Source organism: Acinetobacter sp. SM34 (genome assembly GCF_022012365.1).
Lineage (GTDB): Bacteria > Pseudomonadota > Gammaproteobacteria > Pseudomonadales > Moraxellaceae > Acinetobacter.
Genome location: NZ_JAKLTP010000003.1, coordinates 204,398 through 219,842, shown reverse-complemented (window position 1 = coordinate 219,842; position 15,445 = coordinate 204,398). Strand labels below are relative to the sequence as shown.

At 40.2% G+C, this 15,445-nt stretch carries 13 protein-coding genes; 7 read left to right on the top strand and 6 right to left on the bottom strand.

The window, feature by feature from the left end; translation table 11 throughout:
• Positions 1-52 precede the first annotated feature (52 nt).
• Both LZZ98_RS04155 and LZZ98_RS04150 read right to left on the bottom strand, forming a co-directional pair.
• A complete protein-coding gene (locus LZZ98_RS04155; RefSeq protein WP_086175227.1) occupies positions 53-1,369 on the bottom strand; it encodes a hypothetical protein in 1,317 nt (438 codons plus the stop codon).
• Between the two features lie 64 nt (positions 1,370-1,433).
• A complete protein-coding gene (locus LZZ98_RS04150) occupies positions 1,434-1,952 on the bottom strand; it encodes a hypothetical protein (RefSeq protein ID WP_442862686.1) in 519 nt (172 codons plus the stop codon).
• Between the two features lie 239 nt (positions 1,953-2,191).
• Here LZZ98_RS04150 and mrdA point away from each other — a divergent pair, with 239 nt between their 5' ends.
• Both mrdA and rsmD read left to right on the top strand, forming a co-directional pair.
• On the top strand, positions 2,192-4,216 hold the full coding sequence (gene mrdA, locus LZZ98_RS04145; RefSeq protein ID WP_237786818.1) for a penicillin-binding protein 2: 2,025 nt from the start codon (positions 2,192-2,194) through the stop codon (positions 4,214-4,216).
• A 3-nt stretch (positions 4,217-4,219) separates the two neighbouring features.
• Complete coding sequence (gene rsmD, locus LZZ98_RS04140) at positions 4,220-4,777, top strand: 16S rRNA (guanine(966)-N(2))-methyltransferase RsmD (RefSeq protein ID WP_237786762.1); 558 nt, start codon at positions 4,220-4,222, stop codon at positions 4,775-4,777.
• Positions 4,778-4,871: 94 nt separating this feature from the next.
• Here the strand turns inward: rsmD and LZZ98_RS04135 are convergent, their stop codons facing one another.
• Positions 4,872-5,078: a hypothetical protein gene (locus LZZ98_RS04135; protein ID WP_237786761.1), complete on the bottom strand. Its 207-nt coding sequence runs from the start codon at positions 5,076-5,078 to the stop codon at positions 4,872-4,874.
• A gap of 243 nt (positions 5,079-5,321) precedes the next feature.
• Here LZZ98_RS04135 and LZZ98_RS04130 point away from each other — a divergent pair, with 243 nt between their 5' ends.
• Positions 5,322-6,056, top strand: a complete 735-nt coding sequence (locus LZZ98_RS04130; RefSeq protein ID WP_237786760.1) for a sulfite exporter TauE/SafE family protein — start codon at positions 5,322-5,324, stop codon at positions 6,054-6,056.
• 188 nt (positions 6,057-6,244) lie between these two features.
• The gene (locus LZZ98_RS04125; RefSeq protein ID WP_237786759.1) at positions 6,245-6,574 is read left to right on the top strand and encodes a hypothetical protein; all 330 of its coding nucleotides are present in this window, start codon (positions 6,245-6,247) and stop codon (positions 6,572-6,574) included.
• Positions 6,575-6,689: 115 nt separating this feature from the next.
• On the opposite strand, the gene LZZ98_RS04120 is transcribed toward LZZ98_RS04125, so the two are convergent.
• Positions 6,690-7,280: a 1-acyl-sn-glycerol-3-phosphate acyltransferase gene (locus tag LZZ98_RS04120; RefSeq protein ID WP_086175221.1), complete on the bottom strand. Its 591-nt coding sequence runs from the start codon at positions 7,278-7,280 to the stop codon at positions 6,690-6,692.
• A gap of 302 nt (positions 7,281-7,582) precedes the next feature.
• Here LZZ98_RS04120 and LZZ98_RS04115 point away from each other — a divergent pair, with 302 nt between their 5' ends.
• From LZZ98_RS04115 to LZZ98_RS04105, 3 genes are all read left to right on the top strand, one after another.
• Positions 7,583-8,062, top strand: a complete 480-nt coding sequence (locus LZZ98_RS04115) for a copper resistance protein NlpE (RefSeq protein ID WP_237786758.1) — start codon at positions 7,583-7,585, stop codon at positions 8,060-8,062.
• Positions 8,063-8,247: 185 nt separating this feature from the next.
• Positions 8,248-9,003, top strand: coding sequence for a copper resistance protein NlpE N-terminal domain-containing protein (locus LZZ98_RS04110; RefSeq protein ID WP_237786757.1), 756 nt, complete (start codon positions 8,248-8,250; stop codon positions 9,001-9,003).
• A gap of 272 nt (positions 9,004-9,275) precedes the next feature.
• Entirely contained in the window at positions 9,276-10,460 is a 1,185-nt protein-coding gene (locus LZZ98_RS04105) for a hypothetical protein (protein ID WP_237786756.1), read from the top strand.
• A 43-nt stretch (positions 10,461-10,503) separates the two neighbouring features.
• Here LZZ98_RS04105 and LZZ98_RS04100 read toward each other — a convergent pair whose 3' ends face one another.
• Together LZZ98_RS04100 and LZZ98_RS04095 are read right to left on the bottom strand one after the other, a co-directional pair.
• The gene (locus tag LZZ98_RS04100; RefSeq protein ID WP_237786755.1) at positions 10,504-11,664 is read right to left on the bottom strand and encodes a helix-turn-helix transcriptional regulator; all 1,161 of its coding nucleotides are present in this window, start codon (positions 11,662-11,664) and stop codon (positions 10,504-10,506) included.
• A 166-nt stretch (positions 11,665-11,830) separates the two neighbouring features.
• A complete protein-coding gene (locus LZZ98_RS04095) occupies positions 11,831-15,184 on the bottom strand; it encodes a YadA-like family protein (RefSeq protein WP_237786754.1) in 3,354 nt (1,117 codons plus the stop codon).
• Positions 15,185-15,445: the final 261 nt, after the last annotated feature.

Genomic DNA, 15,445 nt, shown 5'->3' with positions numbered 1-15,445 from the left:
TGATGCATTGGCATGGCGAACCGATCTATTCACCATGTAGTCCAGCATCTAATTATAAGAAAGCCACAAACAAATGTATTGTACCCGCTATAAATCCGGTTACGCCACCCAAGACAATCAAAATCCATTCATCTTCCTGAAAGGCAGGACGCAATAAATTCTGAAACTCTCTTGGCGTCAACTCTCGAATACGGTCTCTAAACATTTGATAGATTTTCTGTGCACGGCTCGCATTGAAGGCCGGGTCGCATACAGGCACCATCGTAATTTCAATCGAGCGATCGATCAAGTCCGTCTTGAGTTTTGCATACTCTTTTGGACCTAAAGACAACTGCAAAGAGGTCCGAACAATCGGAGTTTCCATAATTTCATTAATATGGCGTTTAACGATACGGCGAGTTTTATCTTTCTTCCCGCCATACATCATCTCAGTCATAATGGATTTTAACGTAATTAGGTCTTCTGTGACTACTCGCGCAAAAACATCGGAAACTTCGTCCTGACGTTTCATAAACGCGCCCTGGATGTTATAAGTGCCAATCCGCGGAATGACCGGTTTGATCCAGGGAAACTTGCGGCTTGTCGTACGCGCAAAGAACTGTGGATAGCGAACATAATGCGGTTCAAGCGGATTGAAAACCATCCAGATGGCAATCCAGTTGGTCAGGAACCCCCAGACAGACGCCCAGAAAGGAACCGTCCAGTGCCAGGGCACAACAAACCAGACGATCATCTGGAATACACCAAAGAACATCCCGATTAACGCACTAATATGCCAAATAAAGTTGATTTCTTTCTGACCCACTTTCAGGAACATATTCACCATTAAACGGCGATCACCTTCCATCTGGCGAACCACCATTTCACGCATATCCACAAGTGACTCGACGTTCATGGTCAGCTCGGTCACCAGTTCTCTTAAAATACCCGGCAACTGTTTATGCGCTTGCGAATAGATACGGCGTTTAATTGAATAGGGCAAGTTTTCCCAAAGTACCGCATTGCGGTCAATCATCATTTCATCAATCAGATGTTCAAGTTCAAAACCGACCTGCTCACCGATGATCCGTGCCATATCTTCTGGATCCATGGCATCTAGAAATTCACGCAATGAACCCAGTTTCGACAAGGTATTATCTGTAATAATCCCTGAAATGCGACCAGCTTTACGTGGCACAATACCCTGCCAGCCGACAGGTAATGGTCCTAAATGGAATCCCCAAAACGTCAGGGGATAAAATACCATTTTCAGCGCCATCCACACATGCGCCCAGGTTACAAAAGCTGTCACAGGAATGATGCTAAGTACTGCCCAGAAATCAGGGCGATTCAAGAAGGTTTGCCACAATTCGTTGACGTACTCAAACATGCACGATATCCATATTTAATTTTTTAATCACGGAATACTAAATTATAAAAACTGACTATTTTCACTATAAACCGATACTTAAAGTATAGGAGAATTGTATTGTCGGCTCTGTTTCAGCAACGACATTGCCAGCACTATTCTTTAACTCTTCACCGGCACCAATACCGATACTAAAACTGCTGATCCGTTCTTTGCTTAGCAAAACATAGGCTAAATCCACGCCCGCGCCCAGTCGTGCTTTGAGATCATTGTCTACACCTTTACTTTCAATATGTCCGGCATAAACCCCGATATAATAACCATTTTTATCTTTACCGGTGAGATGGTAGGGATAGCGAAATCCAACCTGACCACCGGGAGTATAATCATCATCTATGAATACCCCTGCTTTTGCATAGGCGATTCCATACGGATTAACCCACTCTGCATTCGCATGAATCATTTCTTGGGTGAATCCAGCCCCAACATTCCAGGCTTTTGCACTGTCTGATGTCAATTTTGCTTCCGGTAAATACGGATTGTCTTGTGCATAAGCCACATTTGCTAGCGCAAAAAATGCCAGCAAAGAAGATGCTTTTGTGATTATTTTCATCATTGTCCCTAAATTTTATTTTTTAATACAGTCCTTTTTTTGAATTTTGACTTTAGCAGAATTATTAGAACTCTTATATACTGCACTTTACAATTTTAATGTCTGTAAAGTCAAAGTTTAAGCTAAACCGATCCAACTGTTCTCCAGAACAAATATCAAAAAATGCTGACTTGCGTTAGAATATGCCACTGGATTTTTTCACTCCCCTGTATGATGTAAGTCGATCGCGTATGAAGCAGCACTTTCCTTTAAAAAACGTTCAACAAGAAAAGCGCATTTATCGCAATCGGGTTTTTATCTCTATCGGGATTGTAGCGTTCTTTCTGCTCCTGCTTGTTGCCCGTTATGCCTATTTGCAACTTATGCATTTTAATGAATTTTCAACCGCCTCAGACCAGAACCGTATTCGACTACAACCTTTGGCACCTGCGCGCGGCTATATTTATGACCGTAATGGGATTTTGCTGGCAGATAACTACCCGGTATTTTCCGCAACCATGTCACGAGCCGATGTGCAAGATATTGATGGAACCGTACAGCGTTTAACCCCCATCTTAAGCCTGACCCAAGAAGACATCGACCGTTTTAGCAGCCGGATTAAAACCTCTAAAAAAACCGAACGCGTATCATTAAAATTAAATTTAACCGAAACTGATATTGCCAAATTTAGCGAAGTCAAATTTCAGTTTCCCGGGGTGAATATAGAAACCCAGATGACCCGCTACTATCCGCATGGCGAGCTGTTTGCCCACGTGATTGGTTATGTGGGGCGTATTAACGACAAAGAATTAAAATCGATTGATAAAGACTTGTATGCCGGCACCAACCTGATTGGGAAAATCGGGGTAGAGAAATCCTATGAAGAGCTGTTACATGGTTTGCCCGGCAATGAGTCGGTAGAAGCAGATGCTCACGGTAATGTATTACGTAATTTAGGCCGTAAAGAGCCTGTTCGTGGAAATGACTTATACCTTTCAATTGACTATGGCTTACAGGTAACAGCTACTGAGCAACTGGCAGGTCGTCGTGGTGCCATTGTAGCGCTAAATCCTAAAACTGGTGAAATTTTAGCTCTGGTTTCCAGCCCGAGTTTTAACCCGAATTTATTTGTGACCGGCATTAGCAGTACCGACTATAGCGCGCTTCGCGACAATATTGACCAGCCGCTTTATAACCGGGCTGTGCAAGGTGCTTATCCTCCAGGTTCAACCATTAAACCGATGTTTGGCTTAGGTGGCTTACACTATAATATTGTCGATTGGAACACCGCTATTTTAGATCCCGGTTATTTTTCTTTACCCGGCGATTCGCATAGATTCCGCGATTGGCGCAAATCAGGTCATGGCGCGGTAAATCTGCATAAAGCTCAAGTGGTGTCTTGCGATACCTATTATTATATTCTGGCCTACCGCATGGGCATTGAAAAAATGAATGCCTGGATGCGCCAATTTGGCTTTAGTCAAAAAACCGGCGTCGATTTACCGAGTGAAAGTACCGGTTTGTATCCAAGCCCAGACTGGAAAATGCGGACCCGTAAAAGCAAATGGTTAAAAGGTGAAACCATTTCCGTGAGTATTGGACAAGGTGCCTTTACTGCAACACCGCTACAACTGGCGATGGCCACTGCAATTACTGCAAATCAGGGCGCGCACATTACTCCTCATGTCCTGCGTGAAAGCCATGGTGCCAAACCTTATACCGCCCATAATGCTCCAGATGGCAAAATTCAGTTTAATGGCAAACCTGAAGACTGGATCAAAATGCGTGATGCCATGATCGATGTCATCGAGACCGGTACAGGTCGTGGTATCCGTACCCCGCTGTATCATATTGCAGGGAAAACCGGGACTGCACAGGTCAAAAGTATTGCCCAGGGTAAAAAATACAACGAAGCGTTATTAAGTGAACGTCAGCTTGACCATGGTTTATTTATTGGTTTTGCCCCTGCTGAAAATCCCGAGATTGCAGTTGCGATTGTTTGGGAAAATGGTAAACACGGTGGTTCGGCAGCGCAGCTGGCTCGTCCTCTGTTTGACTATTGGTTATACACCCGTAAAAAAAATCCGATCCGTCCCGCAGGTCATCAAATTAGTGGCGGCCTCATGACCGCAGGCATCAAACCGGGTGAATTGCCAAGTGGTTCGGCACCTGTGAACACGACTAACAATACTCAGGCCAATACAACAGCAGCAGCGACCCAGCACGCTACTCAAGCCGCATCAGGCGCACAACCAGCAGAAGTTGAAGGTGACTGATCTATGAAAAATCAACTCCGTATTATTGGCGGTGAATGGAAACGCCGCCAGCTTCCTTTTGCCAGTATTGAAGGCTTACGCCCTACACCAGACCGGGTACGTGAAACTTTGTTTAACTGGTTGATGTGGGATATTCAAAACGCACAGGTTCTGGACATTTGTGCCGGTTCAGGTGCCTTAAGTTTTGAAGCTTTATCACGTGGTGCAGCACAGGTGGTAATGATTGAACCGAATCGCATGCAAGCTGCTTTTTTAACCGATAATTTGCAGTTGCTAAAAGTCACCAGTCAACACGCCAAACTGAAAGTAGCCACAGCTCAACAAACGCTCCCCACCCTGAAACAAAGCTTTGATCTGGTGTTTTTAGATCCCCCTTACAGCCTGAATTTATGGGAAGAACTGGCCCAGCTTGCCGATCCGCTCATTAAAGACCGAGCATTTATATATGTTGAGGCCGATCGTGATTTAAATCAGCTTAAACTTCCTGTTAGCTGGCAACAGGTGAAACAGACTAAAGCCGGCACAGTTCGAGCTGGGCTGTATCAGAAAAATGTCTGCTAATGCCTATTAATAAAAGGCAATAAAAAAGGATTCCTCTATGGAATCCTTTTTTATCAAATGTAGTCTATCAATTTAAGATCGGGGGATAGATCTGTTAACGCCCATAGCGCCAATCCCGATCACCTCTGTCATGCTTCCAGTCCCCATGGTCTCTATTTTTCCAGTCTCGGTCGCCATGGTCTCGGTCATAATGTCCGTTGCGGTCCCGATGACCACCATAATCGTCATCATAATAAGGATCAAGCATACAGCCAGTTATTGACACTGCCAATACAGAAAGTAAGATCACTTTTTTCATCATGTTCATCACCTCTTTTACCGCATAGCATCAGTATCGAATGATTTAATGAAAAGTGTTGGGAGTCCGTGTTGAATTCTTGTAGTCATTTATCCATTGTTTATTCATAAGCCGAACTCCAATAACTGATTCCGAAGCAGTTTTATACAAAATTCTCCTTAGATTTGCAGAAATACTGCTAAATATAAGCTTGGCTTTTTTACCCATCTTTTGAATACTACTGCCTTTTCATCTGTACCTATTTCTATGACTTGGTTGTTATTTATTCTTGGTGCAATGGTCGCAGGTTTTGTACAAGGACTCACCGGCTTTGCCTTTGCCTTAATTGCCATGTCATTCTGGGTGTGGGCACTGCCCCCGCAAATTGCTGCACCCTTGGTGGTCTTTGCTTCGGTATGGAGCCATATCATTTCATTATCCAATGAACAAAAGCATCCCCACCTGAACAAAACACTGGTATTACCTTATTTAATTGCTGGGCTGATTGGCGTGCCTTTGGGCACCTATTTACTGCATATTATTCAACCCGAAACCTTTAAAATCGTTTTAGGCGTATTTTTGCTGTTGTGGTGTCCGGTGATGTTTTTCAATCCGGCATTTCCACGACTGCAACAATCGGGAAAACTGGCCGATGGCCTGATTGGATTTATCGGTGGAATCCTAGGGGGATTAGGCGGGTTTTGCGGTTCGTTGCCATCTGCCTGGGTCATGCTGAAAAATCTATCAAAACAGCAACAACGTTATATTTTACGGCATTTTAATTTTGGCATTCAGCTGTTTACGCTACTGGCCTATTTACTGCAAGGCACGCTTGAAATCCAGCTCTGGCCTTATATCGTCATCTTGCTGATCAGTGTCAGTTTTCCCGCCATTTTAGGAGCAAAATTATTTTATAAAATTTCGGAAAAACAATTTAAGCATACGGTATTAAGCCTTTTATTTGCTTCCGGCTGTTTCTTGGTTTTCAATACGGTGCTGTAATTCTTATTGCTTGTTGAAAAAATCAAATTTATATATTGAAATATTGCAGTCTTATTTTCTATCAGTGCCGGACAAAACTACCATAAGTCTCATTTAAACAAAAAATACCCAATCAGTGGGGCTGAGCAAATTTATCCGAGGGAAAACTTTATACAATAGCTTATCCCCCATTTAATCTTTCCTCAGCAATGAAAACCTTGATTTTTCTAGCAGCAATAATTGTCCTGACTGGCTGTTCCCTAAGCACTTCCCGCGATATCAAACATGCAGAAAAAATGCTCAGCTATTTTCAATGCAATAATATTGAAACCGCGCAAATGGCACATAGTTCTATTACGTCATATCATGAACAATCCCTGGCTTCTAGCCGCCAAAAAGCCGAATCTTATGTACAAAGCTATAAAGATGGGGACAAGTTATTTGATGTGCCGTTAACAGAAGTAATTGAGGAACAATATTTTATTTATCAGGAAGCGTGCCAGCATTTAGGCGGCATTCGTCCAACGCAAGCACCATAGCTCCATTAAGCAGAGGGCAGCCCTGCTGACCCATAAATTATGCGCAGCGAGCCAAGATTTTGTCATTTTTCCTCTTGGCTTAGCCTTGCACGCCAGACAAGAATGCCTGTATTTCTTAGTTTGGTTCCTGGCAATAACGTGTATCTACGCTAAACTTCTCTGGGAATTTGGCATGAATTTGAGCATAAAAAGCCATAATTTCAGCCATATCTTTTTCATAGTCACCGCTCGGATAAACAATTTTACCGACCCCGGTTTTCTTCTTGGCATAATCCATATAAGCCAATGCAATCGGCACACCTGCGTTGATGGCTACATGATAGAACCCGGTTTTCCATTGTTCCTGTTTGGCACGGGTTGCTTCTGGAGTCACCAACATCACCAGTTTCGGATGGGTTTTAAATAAATCCGACATCAGCTGAACCATGCTGGGGCGTGGCTCTCCTGCCTTCTTCACTGTCCGGTCAATTCCAATTCCGCCCATTGCCCGTACAAATGGGCCAAAAGGAAATTTCATATAACTGTCTTTAATGGTTAAACGGACATGCACCCCTAATGCCTTGAGTGCCAGGCGTGCATATAAGGCATCCCAATTACTGGTGTGCGGTGCTGCAATCATCACACATTGATCCAAATCAAGCGGCCAATGATTATCGATTTCCCAGCCCATCATTTTTAAACTTTGTTCAGCTAATTTTTCAAACACTTGCCGCACCGACACCTCTATAAAGTGCGCAGATTCTAACAACGTTGCTGAAATATAAAAGTGCAATATGCCCAATAAATAATCAATTAATATATAAATGTATAACTTTAGAGTTCAAATAAAATATGTAAAGTTGCTGTTTTGTTTTTCCGAAATTTCTTCCTCCTTAGCTCAGACTTTCTAATTCCACATTAAAATTCGCACAAAAAAAGGCATAACAAAGCCCCAACAAGATCGATATTTAACCCATCTGCATTTTTACGTAGTTTTTAAAGCTATATTTGGCTAAAAGGAACAATATCGTGAAAAAAATAATATTCCTCCTGTCACTGAGCAGCTTAGTTTTCACTGCGTGTAGTAAACCAGATACCAATACTCATGAAAGCAATACAGCTCCTGATCAACCCATGACCCAAGCTACCACAGCTGAACCGGCCGCAACTATGAGTGATACAGCAGAAACGTCACTGGATTGGCCAGGTGAATATAAAGGGGTTTTTCCCTGTGCTGACTGTCAGGGTATTGAGACCGAACTGGAATTAAAAGCTGATAAAACCTATGAGTTGAAACAGAAATACCTGGGTAAGGGAAAAAATAGTGAATTCAAAGTGAAAGGAACTTTTAGTTTTGATGCAGACAATCCCGCTATGATTAGCCTGGACCAAGCAGGAGAAAACCGTAAATTCTTTATTGGTGAAAATTTTGTTGAAGCACGCGATATAAAATCAGAAAAATTGATTGATTCCAAAATGAATTACAAATTACAGAAAGATGCTAATTAATTGCCCTATTTGAATATCACTCTTAATTCATTAAAAAGACTGAAAATCTGGCTTTTTTATTTGCCCTGCTTTAGGCAATCGTCATGATTTGCAACAAATAAATGACCTATTTCCTTCTGCCCTACTAGCCCGATCATGCTGTTATGATTATGGTTAAAAAATATTTTTCTCATTTGATGATCATAATGAAAAAAACAATGATAACCCTCAGTTTTTGCTCCTTACTCTGTTTAAGTGGCTGCGATAAGCCCAATTCTCCTTTAATTCAAGACCATGCTAAAACTAACGATCATCTGTCCAAGCCACAGAACCAGCAGATTCCGGACTGGACAGGACATTACAAAGCCTTTATTCCCTGTAAGGCCTGCGAGAAGAAACTTTTTTCAATACAGCTGCATCCCAACCAGACTTATACCCTCAAAGAAATTCAGTTCTTTAAACAAAAAACCAAACAAAAACAGTCTTCTGGTACATTCAGTTTTGATCCTAAAAATTCCAGACTAATTCAGCTCACAGAAGATAAAAGCAATAAAATACGTTATCTTTCGTGGCATGACCAATTTTTAGAACTTCGGGATCGACATAAAAATCAACGCAATAATTTTGAAAAATATCAAATTCCTAAAATACAAAAAATAGAAGTGAATAATGCCCTGAAACATGTAGATATACAGGCAGATCTATTTAAAACTGAAAAAATACGGTCCAATAAAATAGAAAGCACCAAGCTGACTTATTTTTTTGAAATTAATAATCACTCAGACCGTGCCCTAAAAATACGCGACAGTGATATTGTACTGGTCGATGATAAAAATAATGAATATCCGGCCAGCATTGACAACAGTCCAATTCCACCGATTCAGCCCAATAAAACCAATTACCATCTGGTCTCATTTATTCATTCCGAATCATCGCCACGGCTTTATATCAAAATTAAATAGCAGGCAGCTTGATCTATAAAAAATTTTCGTGAAATATGGGGATTTTTTATATCCCGTTCTCTTTTTTCTCATATTTACCAAACACTACATTTCTTTTTTATCATCAAAACCCAGCCTTACTCATGACATGGTTTATGGTCCAATAGACTGTTATAAAAAATAACAAATAAAGTCTCAAATTTACCTGTTTATCCTCATTTGAGGATATTTCCTGAGTACAGGCTTGACTATGCTTTTAGTCACTATAATCAAAGATGATAATGGAGTCGAAAATGAAAAAAGTGCTCTTGGCAGTTGCCATCGCAGGTTTACTTACGGCATGTAATGATAATAATGATGATTCCAACCCACCACCTACACCTACCACTCAACAGGGACAGTTAGTTGATGGTCCTATATCTGGTGTTGAATACCAAACCAGTAGTGGGATCAAAGCTAAAACAGATGCAGAGGGTTATTTTAATTATAAGGCTGGCGACACCATTAAATTTTTTATTGGCGGTGTACAAATAGGTGACTCAGTTCCAGCTTCTCCTCGCATCACTCCAATGGAATTATCTACGCTTCAAAATGTTCGTGAAAATATTATCGTTTTCTTGCAAACACTGGATGACAATGCAAACCACGACGATGGCATTCAGATTAGTGATGCCGTTTTCACTGCATTGGCTGACAATACCATCAACTTCAACCAGACTTATGCTCAATTTATTACCGATCCTGCTTTTACCGAACTTAATAAAACGCCAATTGCATTAGAAACTGCACTCACTAATTCCAAAAATGCCTTCTATAAAGATATTGCAGGAAGTTGGGAATTAAACCGTACTGGACAAGGTGCCATTGTGGTTCATATAAGTCCTACCGGACAATATATATTAGGTGAAGTAGATTCAGCTAATCTAACTGGTAGCGGTGTGGAAACTGGTACCTTGGAATGGAATCCAAGTACGGGACAAATTAATCCAGTGATTGAGGTTGACACCAATGGCGATCTGGGTCTGTCTAATCCGAACGGAGGAGTAGCATTTACCCTACGTTATGATCGAACCAATGTAACCTTGACCGAATCTGGGGTAACTAATGGTGAAAATAAATTAAAACGGATTAGCACCACTGCAAACAATATTCAGGACAACTGGTTCAATGATACGAATGCACTTACATTCTTTAGTGACGGTTATTATATGTATATTGACAGTTTAGCAAGTGATAATTGTGGAACACCAACACCGGGGGTTGAATACGGTAAATATACCACGACCAATGGAACTGTGGTTGCCAGTCAAATTATAGTAGATACAACTGGCTGTTCGGGGCTTGTAAATGGGACAACACTCTACCCTCCATTCACCTACACTCTTGCTACTGGATCTTTAACGCTTGTCAGCGGTGAGATTTCATATACTTTCAATAAAGATTTCATAGCTACAGGCACTGGTACTGGTACTACTTAATAGTGCTCAAAATATATCTATCCAGAACTGGATTCTGGATAGATTAACTCACATGCTCAAAATCGATGGTAACGCCCATAAGTTTATACAAAAATTCTGCCTGTGATTTACATTGCATTTTCGCATAAATATTTTTCAGATAGGTTCGTACAGAACTTAATGCTAATTGGTAATGGGCGGCAATCTGTTCCAGGTTATAACCATTCACAAATAATTCACACAATTCACATTCCCTGTTGGATAAACCATACACTTGTCTTAAATAAGACGAAGCCAGCTTATAATGCTGTTCAGTTTCAGTAATAAATAGCATGACATATGGTTTAAGATGATCTTTTAAATCGGTAAAATGTCGTGGACTGTTAAAAGGTGCAATGGTCAGCATAATTTTTTGTCCATACTGATCTTCCATGGCCAACACCCCTCCTACCTGTTTTTTAGCATAATTAGCCTCTGGCTTAATGCTGGATATTAATTGCTCTAAATCTAATTGATATGGCTTGCTTATATTAATCTGGTTATTTTTATCGAGTTCGAATAACTTGGATTGTTCAAAAAAGTACTGTGCTTTTTGGTTGAGGTAATACAATTCTCGATTCATATCAATGAGTAAAATACCTGTTTTAATGGCATTTAGAATTCGGTATAAATTCCTGTTTTTGAGCCGAGCTAAACTTAATTGCTTGTGAATCTGTAATGCCCTGCGTAAATGCAAACCCAACCTTTTTAGAATATCCAGTTCATATTGCGTAAAGGGTTGATCTTGCTTGCCGCGATGAATACCGAGTACTGACCATTGATGATCACCATGATCCAGTAATAGACTGGCAATAAACCCGACGTCGGTCGCTTTTAAACATTTTTCATAAAAAACATATTCATCTGTAGCAAATAGCTGACCATATTGCGATAGATTCTGACTTAATGCATTTCCAACACCAACTTCTAACCAGAATGGCAAATGCAACTTCTGATTCATCGTTTTTATTTTTTCTTGCTGATAGGTTTCTAAACTGCAGGCTGGAATATTGTACGTGTGCACAAAGTTATAGGCAGGGTTCAATTGATCTAAAGCAGTAAACATGGCTGCCTGACTTTCAGTGTATTGAACAATTTGCTGAATCACTTTAGGCCATAAACTGGCATTCAAGGCAGCATCATAGATTTGTCCAATAATTTTATTCTCCAGCTCCTCTTGCATCATTTTCACCGGTCCTAAACAGATAAAAACTGAGTAATTATTTACCTTAAAGCATAGAGAACTACGATGATTAGTCAAACAAAGGGTAAAAATAATATGAAAAAGCGTTAAAAAAAATCCCCGCACGAGGCAGGGATTTTTTGTTTGATTCTATTTTCAGACAGCTAAATTATTTACCGCCAAAAACGTATGATACACCTACACGACCACCAACTTCGTTACCGCCAGCAAAACCTACCGCAGCACTTACAGAAGTACGACCATCAGCAAATACACTAGCAAGACCTAGAGCACCTGCAGATTCACCTTCATAGTGACCTACACCACCAAATACAGCGAACTGACCAGCACCAATGTTAGGAATTTGTTGTTGCGCAGCTAACGCAATAGCAATACCACGGTAAGAAGTTTTCTCAACGTCATCTACACGTGTATTCAATTGGTTAACACGACCACTTACATCATTGTAGTATGATCGTACTTGACCAAGGTTTGCCGCATCAGAATCCGCAACACCATTTGCAACATTAGACACAACGGTATTATTGGCATTCAAACCATTTGCAGTAATAGACACGCCATCTACAGAAATTTCACCTGCACTAATTATGGTTGAACTCGTCTGAGTAGTACCTGCAACTCTCTGAGTGCTAGCACCTTCCAATGTCACTGTTTTTTCTAACTTAATTCCAGAAACATCATCAGTACGTTGTTGTGTAGTGGTAGTTGCAGCACCAGCAGCAGTGATATTTGTATTTGCTTGAGTCAGCTGATTAGATTCCTCAATACCAAACTTATCTACAACTGTTGTTGCACTCTTAGCCAATACAGTTTGAGAACCATCACCCGCAACATTGGTTTGAGAGCCATAAACTGTTTTAGTTGAACTTCTATCACTACGTTTTTCTGTTTCAGAACCACGAACAACTGTTTTAGAAGTAGTAACACCTGCTTCAGTAATACTTAAGCTTTCCTGACTCTCACGAGATTTTGTAGATAGAACATCTTGTGTTGCTAACAGACCAGTCTCGGTATTGAACTTAGTCGATGCAGATTTATCCTGGGTTGCATAAGTAAGTGAATTGCCTGTCGCAACATCTTTCGTTGTTGTGCTCTGAGACTCAGAACCAGTTTCAGTACGACGGATATCACCAGCCTGATAGATTGTTTTCTGATTATTTGATGCCCGTTCTGATTCCACAGTCTGAGTAGCAGAGGTATAAGACGATGTTCCTGCACTACTTTCAGTAGTAACACGCTTTAGATCACTTGCACCTTCAGCATACAATTTTTCATTGCGCTCCCAGTTACCTTGGTAAGCTGAAGTTGTATTTGCCAATAGATCTTGTTCACCACCTTCATTAGTAAAAGTACGTGTTGTTTCTTCTTCAAGCACTTGACCTGCTTTATATTTAGTGGTCTTTTCAGCAAAGCTTGATGCAGAAGTATTAATCTGAGCCGCTGTTGCAACACCCCCCACATCAGCAAATGTCACATCCTGATTTGCTTGGGTACCAGCACGAGTACCTTCCCACTCTTTATCGGTCACGTTCTCATTGTAAACGGTGATTGTTTGATCAGAAGTCGATTTGTCGTACTCAACAGAACCATCTTCATAAGTTGTAGTATATGAGTTTACTGATGAATCTGTAGACTTATAGAATTCATCTTCATTATAACGCACTGACTCTGTTGAATTTGAGGTATTCAATTGGTTATACGTTGCATTCAGACTCAAACTGGTTGGATCAGCTGCATCAGTAATCTGTACCTCAGTACGAATTTCCTGGCCATTTTTATCCAAGCCCAGAACTACATAATGATGAGTATTACCATTATCATCTACCCACTGATCGACATCATTCAGGGTAATTGGTGAACCATCAAATTTACGGGTAAAACCTGAAACCACCTGATCTTGTGGATTAGTGCTAAATACAACTTTAGAACCAACCACAGTTTTATCACGTAAAGAGCTACGAACTAAGTCACGGTCAACTTCAATATTTTCCTGCATATTCGCAGCATAATTTAATGACTCATACTCATTTTTTGTGACTTCACGAACTAAATTCCCACTACCATCGACCGTTTTTTCATGAAACTTTGAATCATAAAGTGAACTTTGTAATGCGGTATCACCTACACTATGTACACTGCCCAACAGCATTGGCCCATTGCCACCTAAGTAATCACTTGGGAAAGGAATTGACTGATTACCAGTTGCCTTTTGAATATTATAATTTTCACCTTCCGCATTATGGGTAGGTTGATAATATGCGTCCTGCTGGTTTAGCTCAGAAGTACCTGTAGTAATGCTATCAATATTAAGCTGACCGTTTTTTTCTGAAACTTCACGCGACTTCCAGCTTGCATCCTGACTAAGTTGACCTTCCCAGGCAAGATCAGACTGACCATCATTATAAACCGTTAAATCACTTTTCTCATTGTGCTTATAGTAGCTTACAAAATTGTCAAAAATATCGGTTTGCTGATAACTCGTAGATCCCTGAAGAGAAAGTTCCAAATCTTTAGTACTGACATCATCATAATCAGTATAGTTGAGAGATTGGGCTAAATTAGATTCAGTAATATTGGAAACATTAACATTGCCGTAAGCATCGACCTGATGTGTGACAAAGTCACCATTATGATCATACAGGTAATTCGCCTCTTTATCTGCTGCAATCTGCTCACCACTGGCAACAACTAACCTGCCACTGGCATCTCGGCTTTTTAAGACAATGTTATCTGGGCTATCATCTACATCATCTGCATTATAGACAACTACATCTTCACGAATAGTGTTTTGATTTTTCAATTCTACATAAGCTGCCTGACCATTCACTACCACAGGCTGGCCATTTGCATCATATTGAATATCATTATAACGATTTAAAGATGTCAATTCTCCATGAAATTCTAAATTTTTAACTTGATCCGGTTTATACTGAATTTCACTCGTTTTCTCTGAATAACTCCGTTCAAATGCTCCTGCATCTTTGGTGAAATCATATTGTGTGAAAGTAAGATCGACATCATCTAAACGCGTTTCAGTCCCAAGAATTTCATTACCATCTGCATCTAAGTTAATTTGAGTTTGTGCAGTACGCGTTACCAAACCATTTTTATTGCTAAAACTGCTTTCTTCAACACGTCGAGAATCCTGAATTGTGGTGTCCGTTAAATTTGTATCCAATTGATGATGGAAGGCTTGCAATTCTCCTGCACGAGTTTCTTTATATTCATACTTATTAAATGTATCGGTAGGTTCAGCAGGAATCTTGACTTTTGTAGTCGCATTTAAAATGACTTGTGAATTAAGAGTTTCTGCGACTCGATCAACTGTAGAATTATTGACTTCATTATTTACAGTTAAAGTTCCTGCTGTTTGCTGATATAAATCCCCTAATTGATTATCATAATTTGTACGTGTGAGTGGCGTTTCCACCACTGTAGCCATTGCCGTTGTACCCGCCATAGTCATTAGGGCAACTGTTAATGCTGATTTCTTAAATGTCATAAATTTATCCTTTATCAATTCTTATAAAAACTGGTTTACTTTAAAATTTCGCAAACCAGAAAAACTGAGACGAATGCGTGGATAATGCTGAAAACCACTATCCACTCCCTCACCATCGTTACAAATTCATCATATACAAAAAGAAAGATTTTAATCAATCAAAATTTGATTTAAATTCACATAAAATTTGATAACAATATCAATTTATTTATAAAATAAAAATAAATCAAATATTTGTATTTAAATAAAAATAAGATTGCG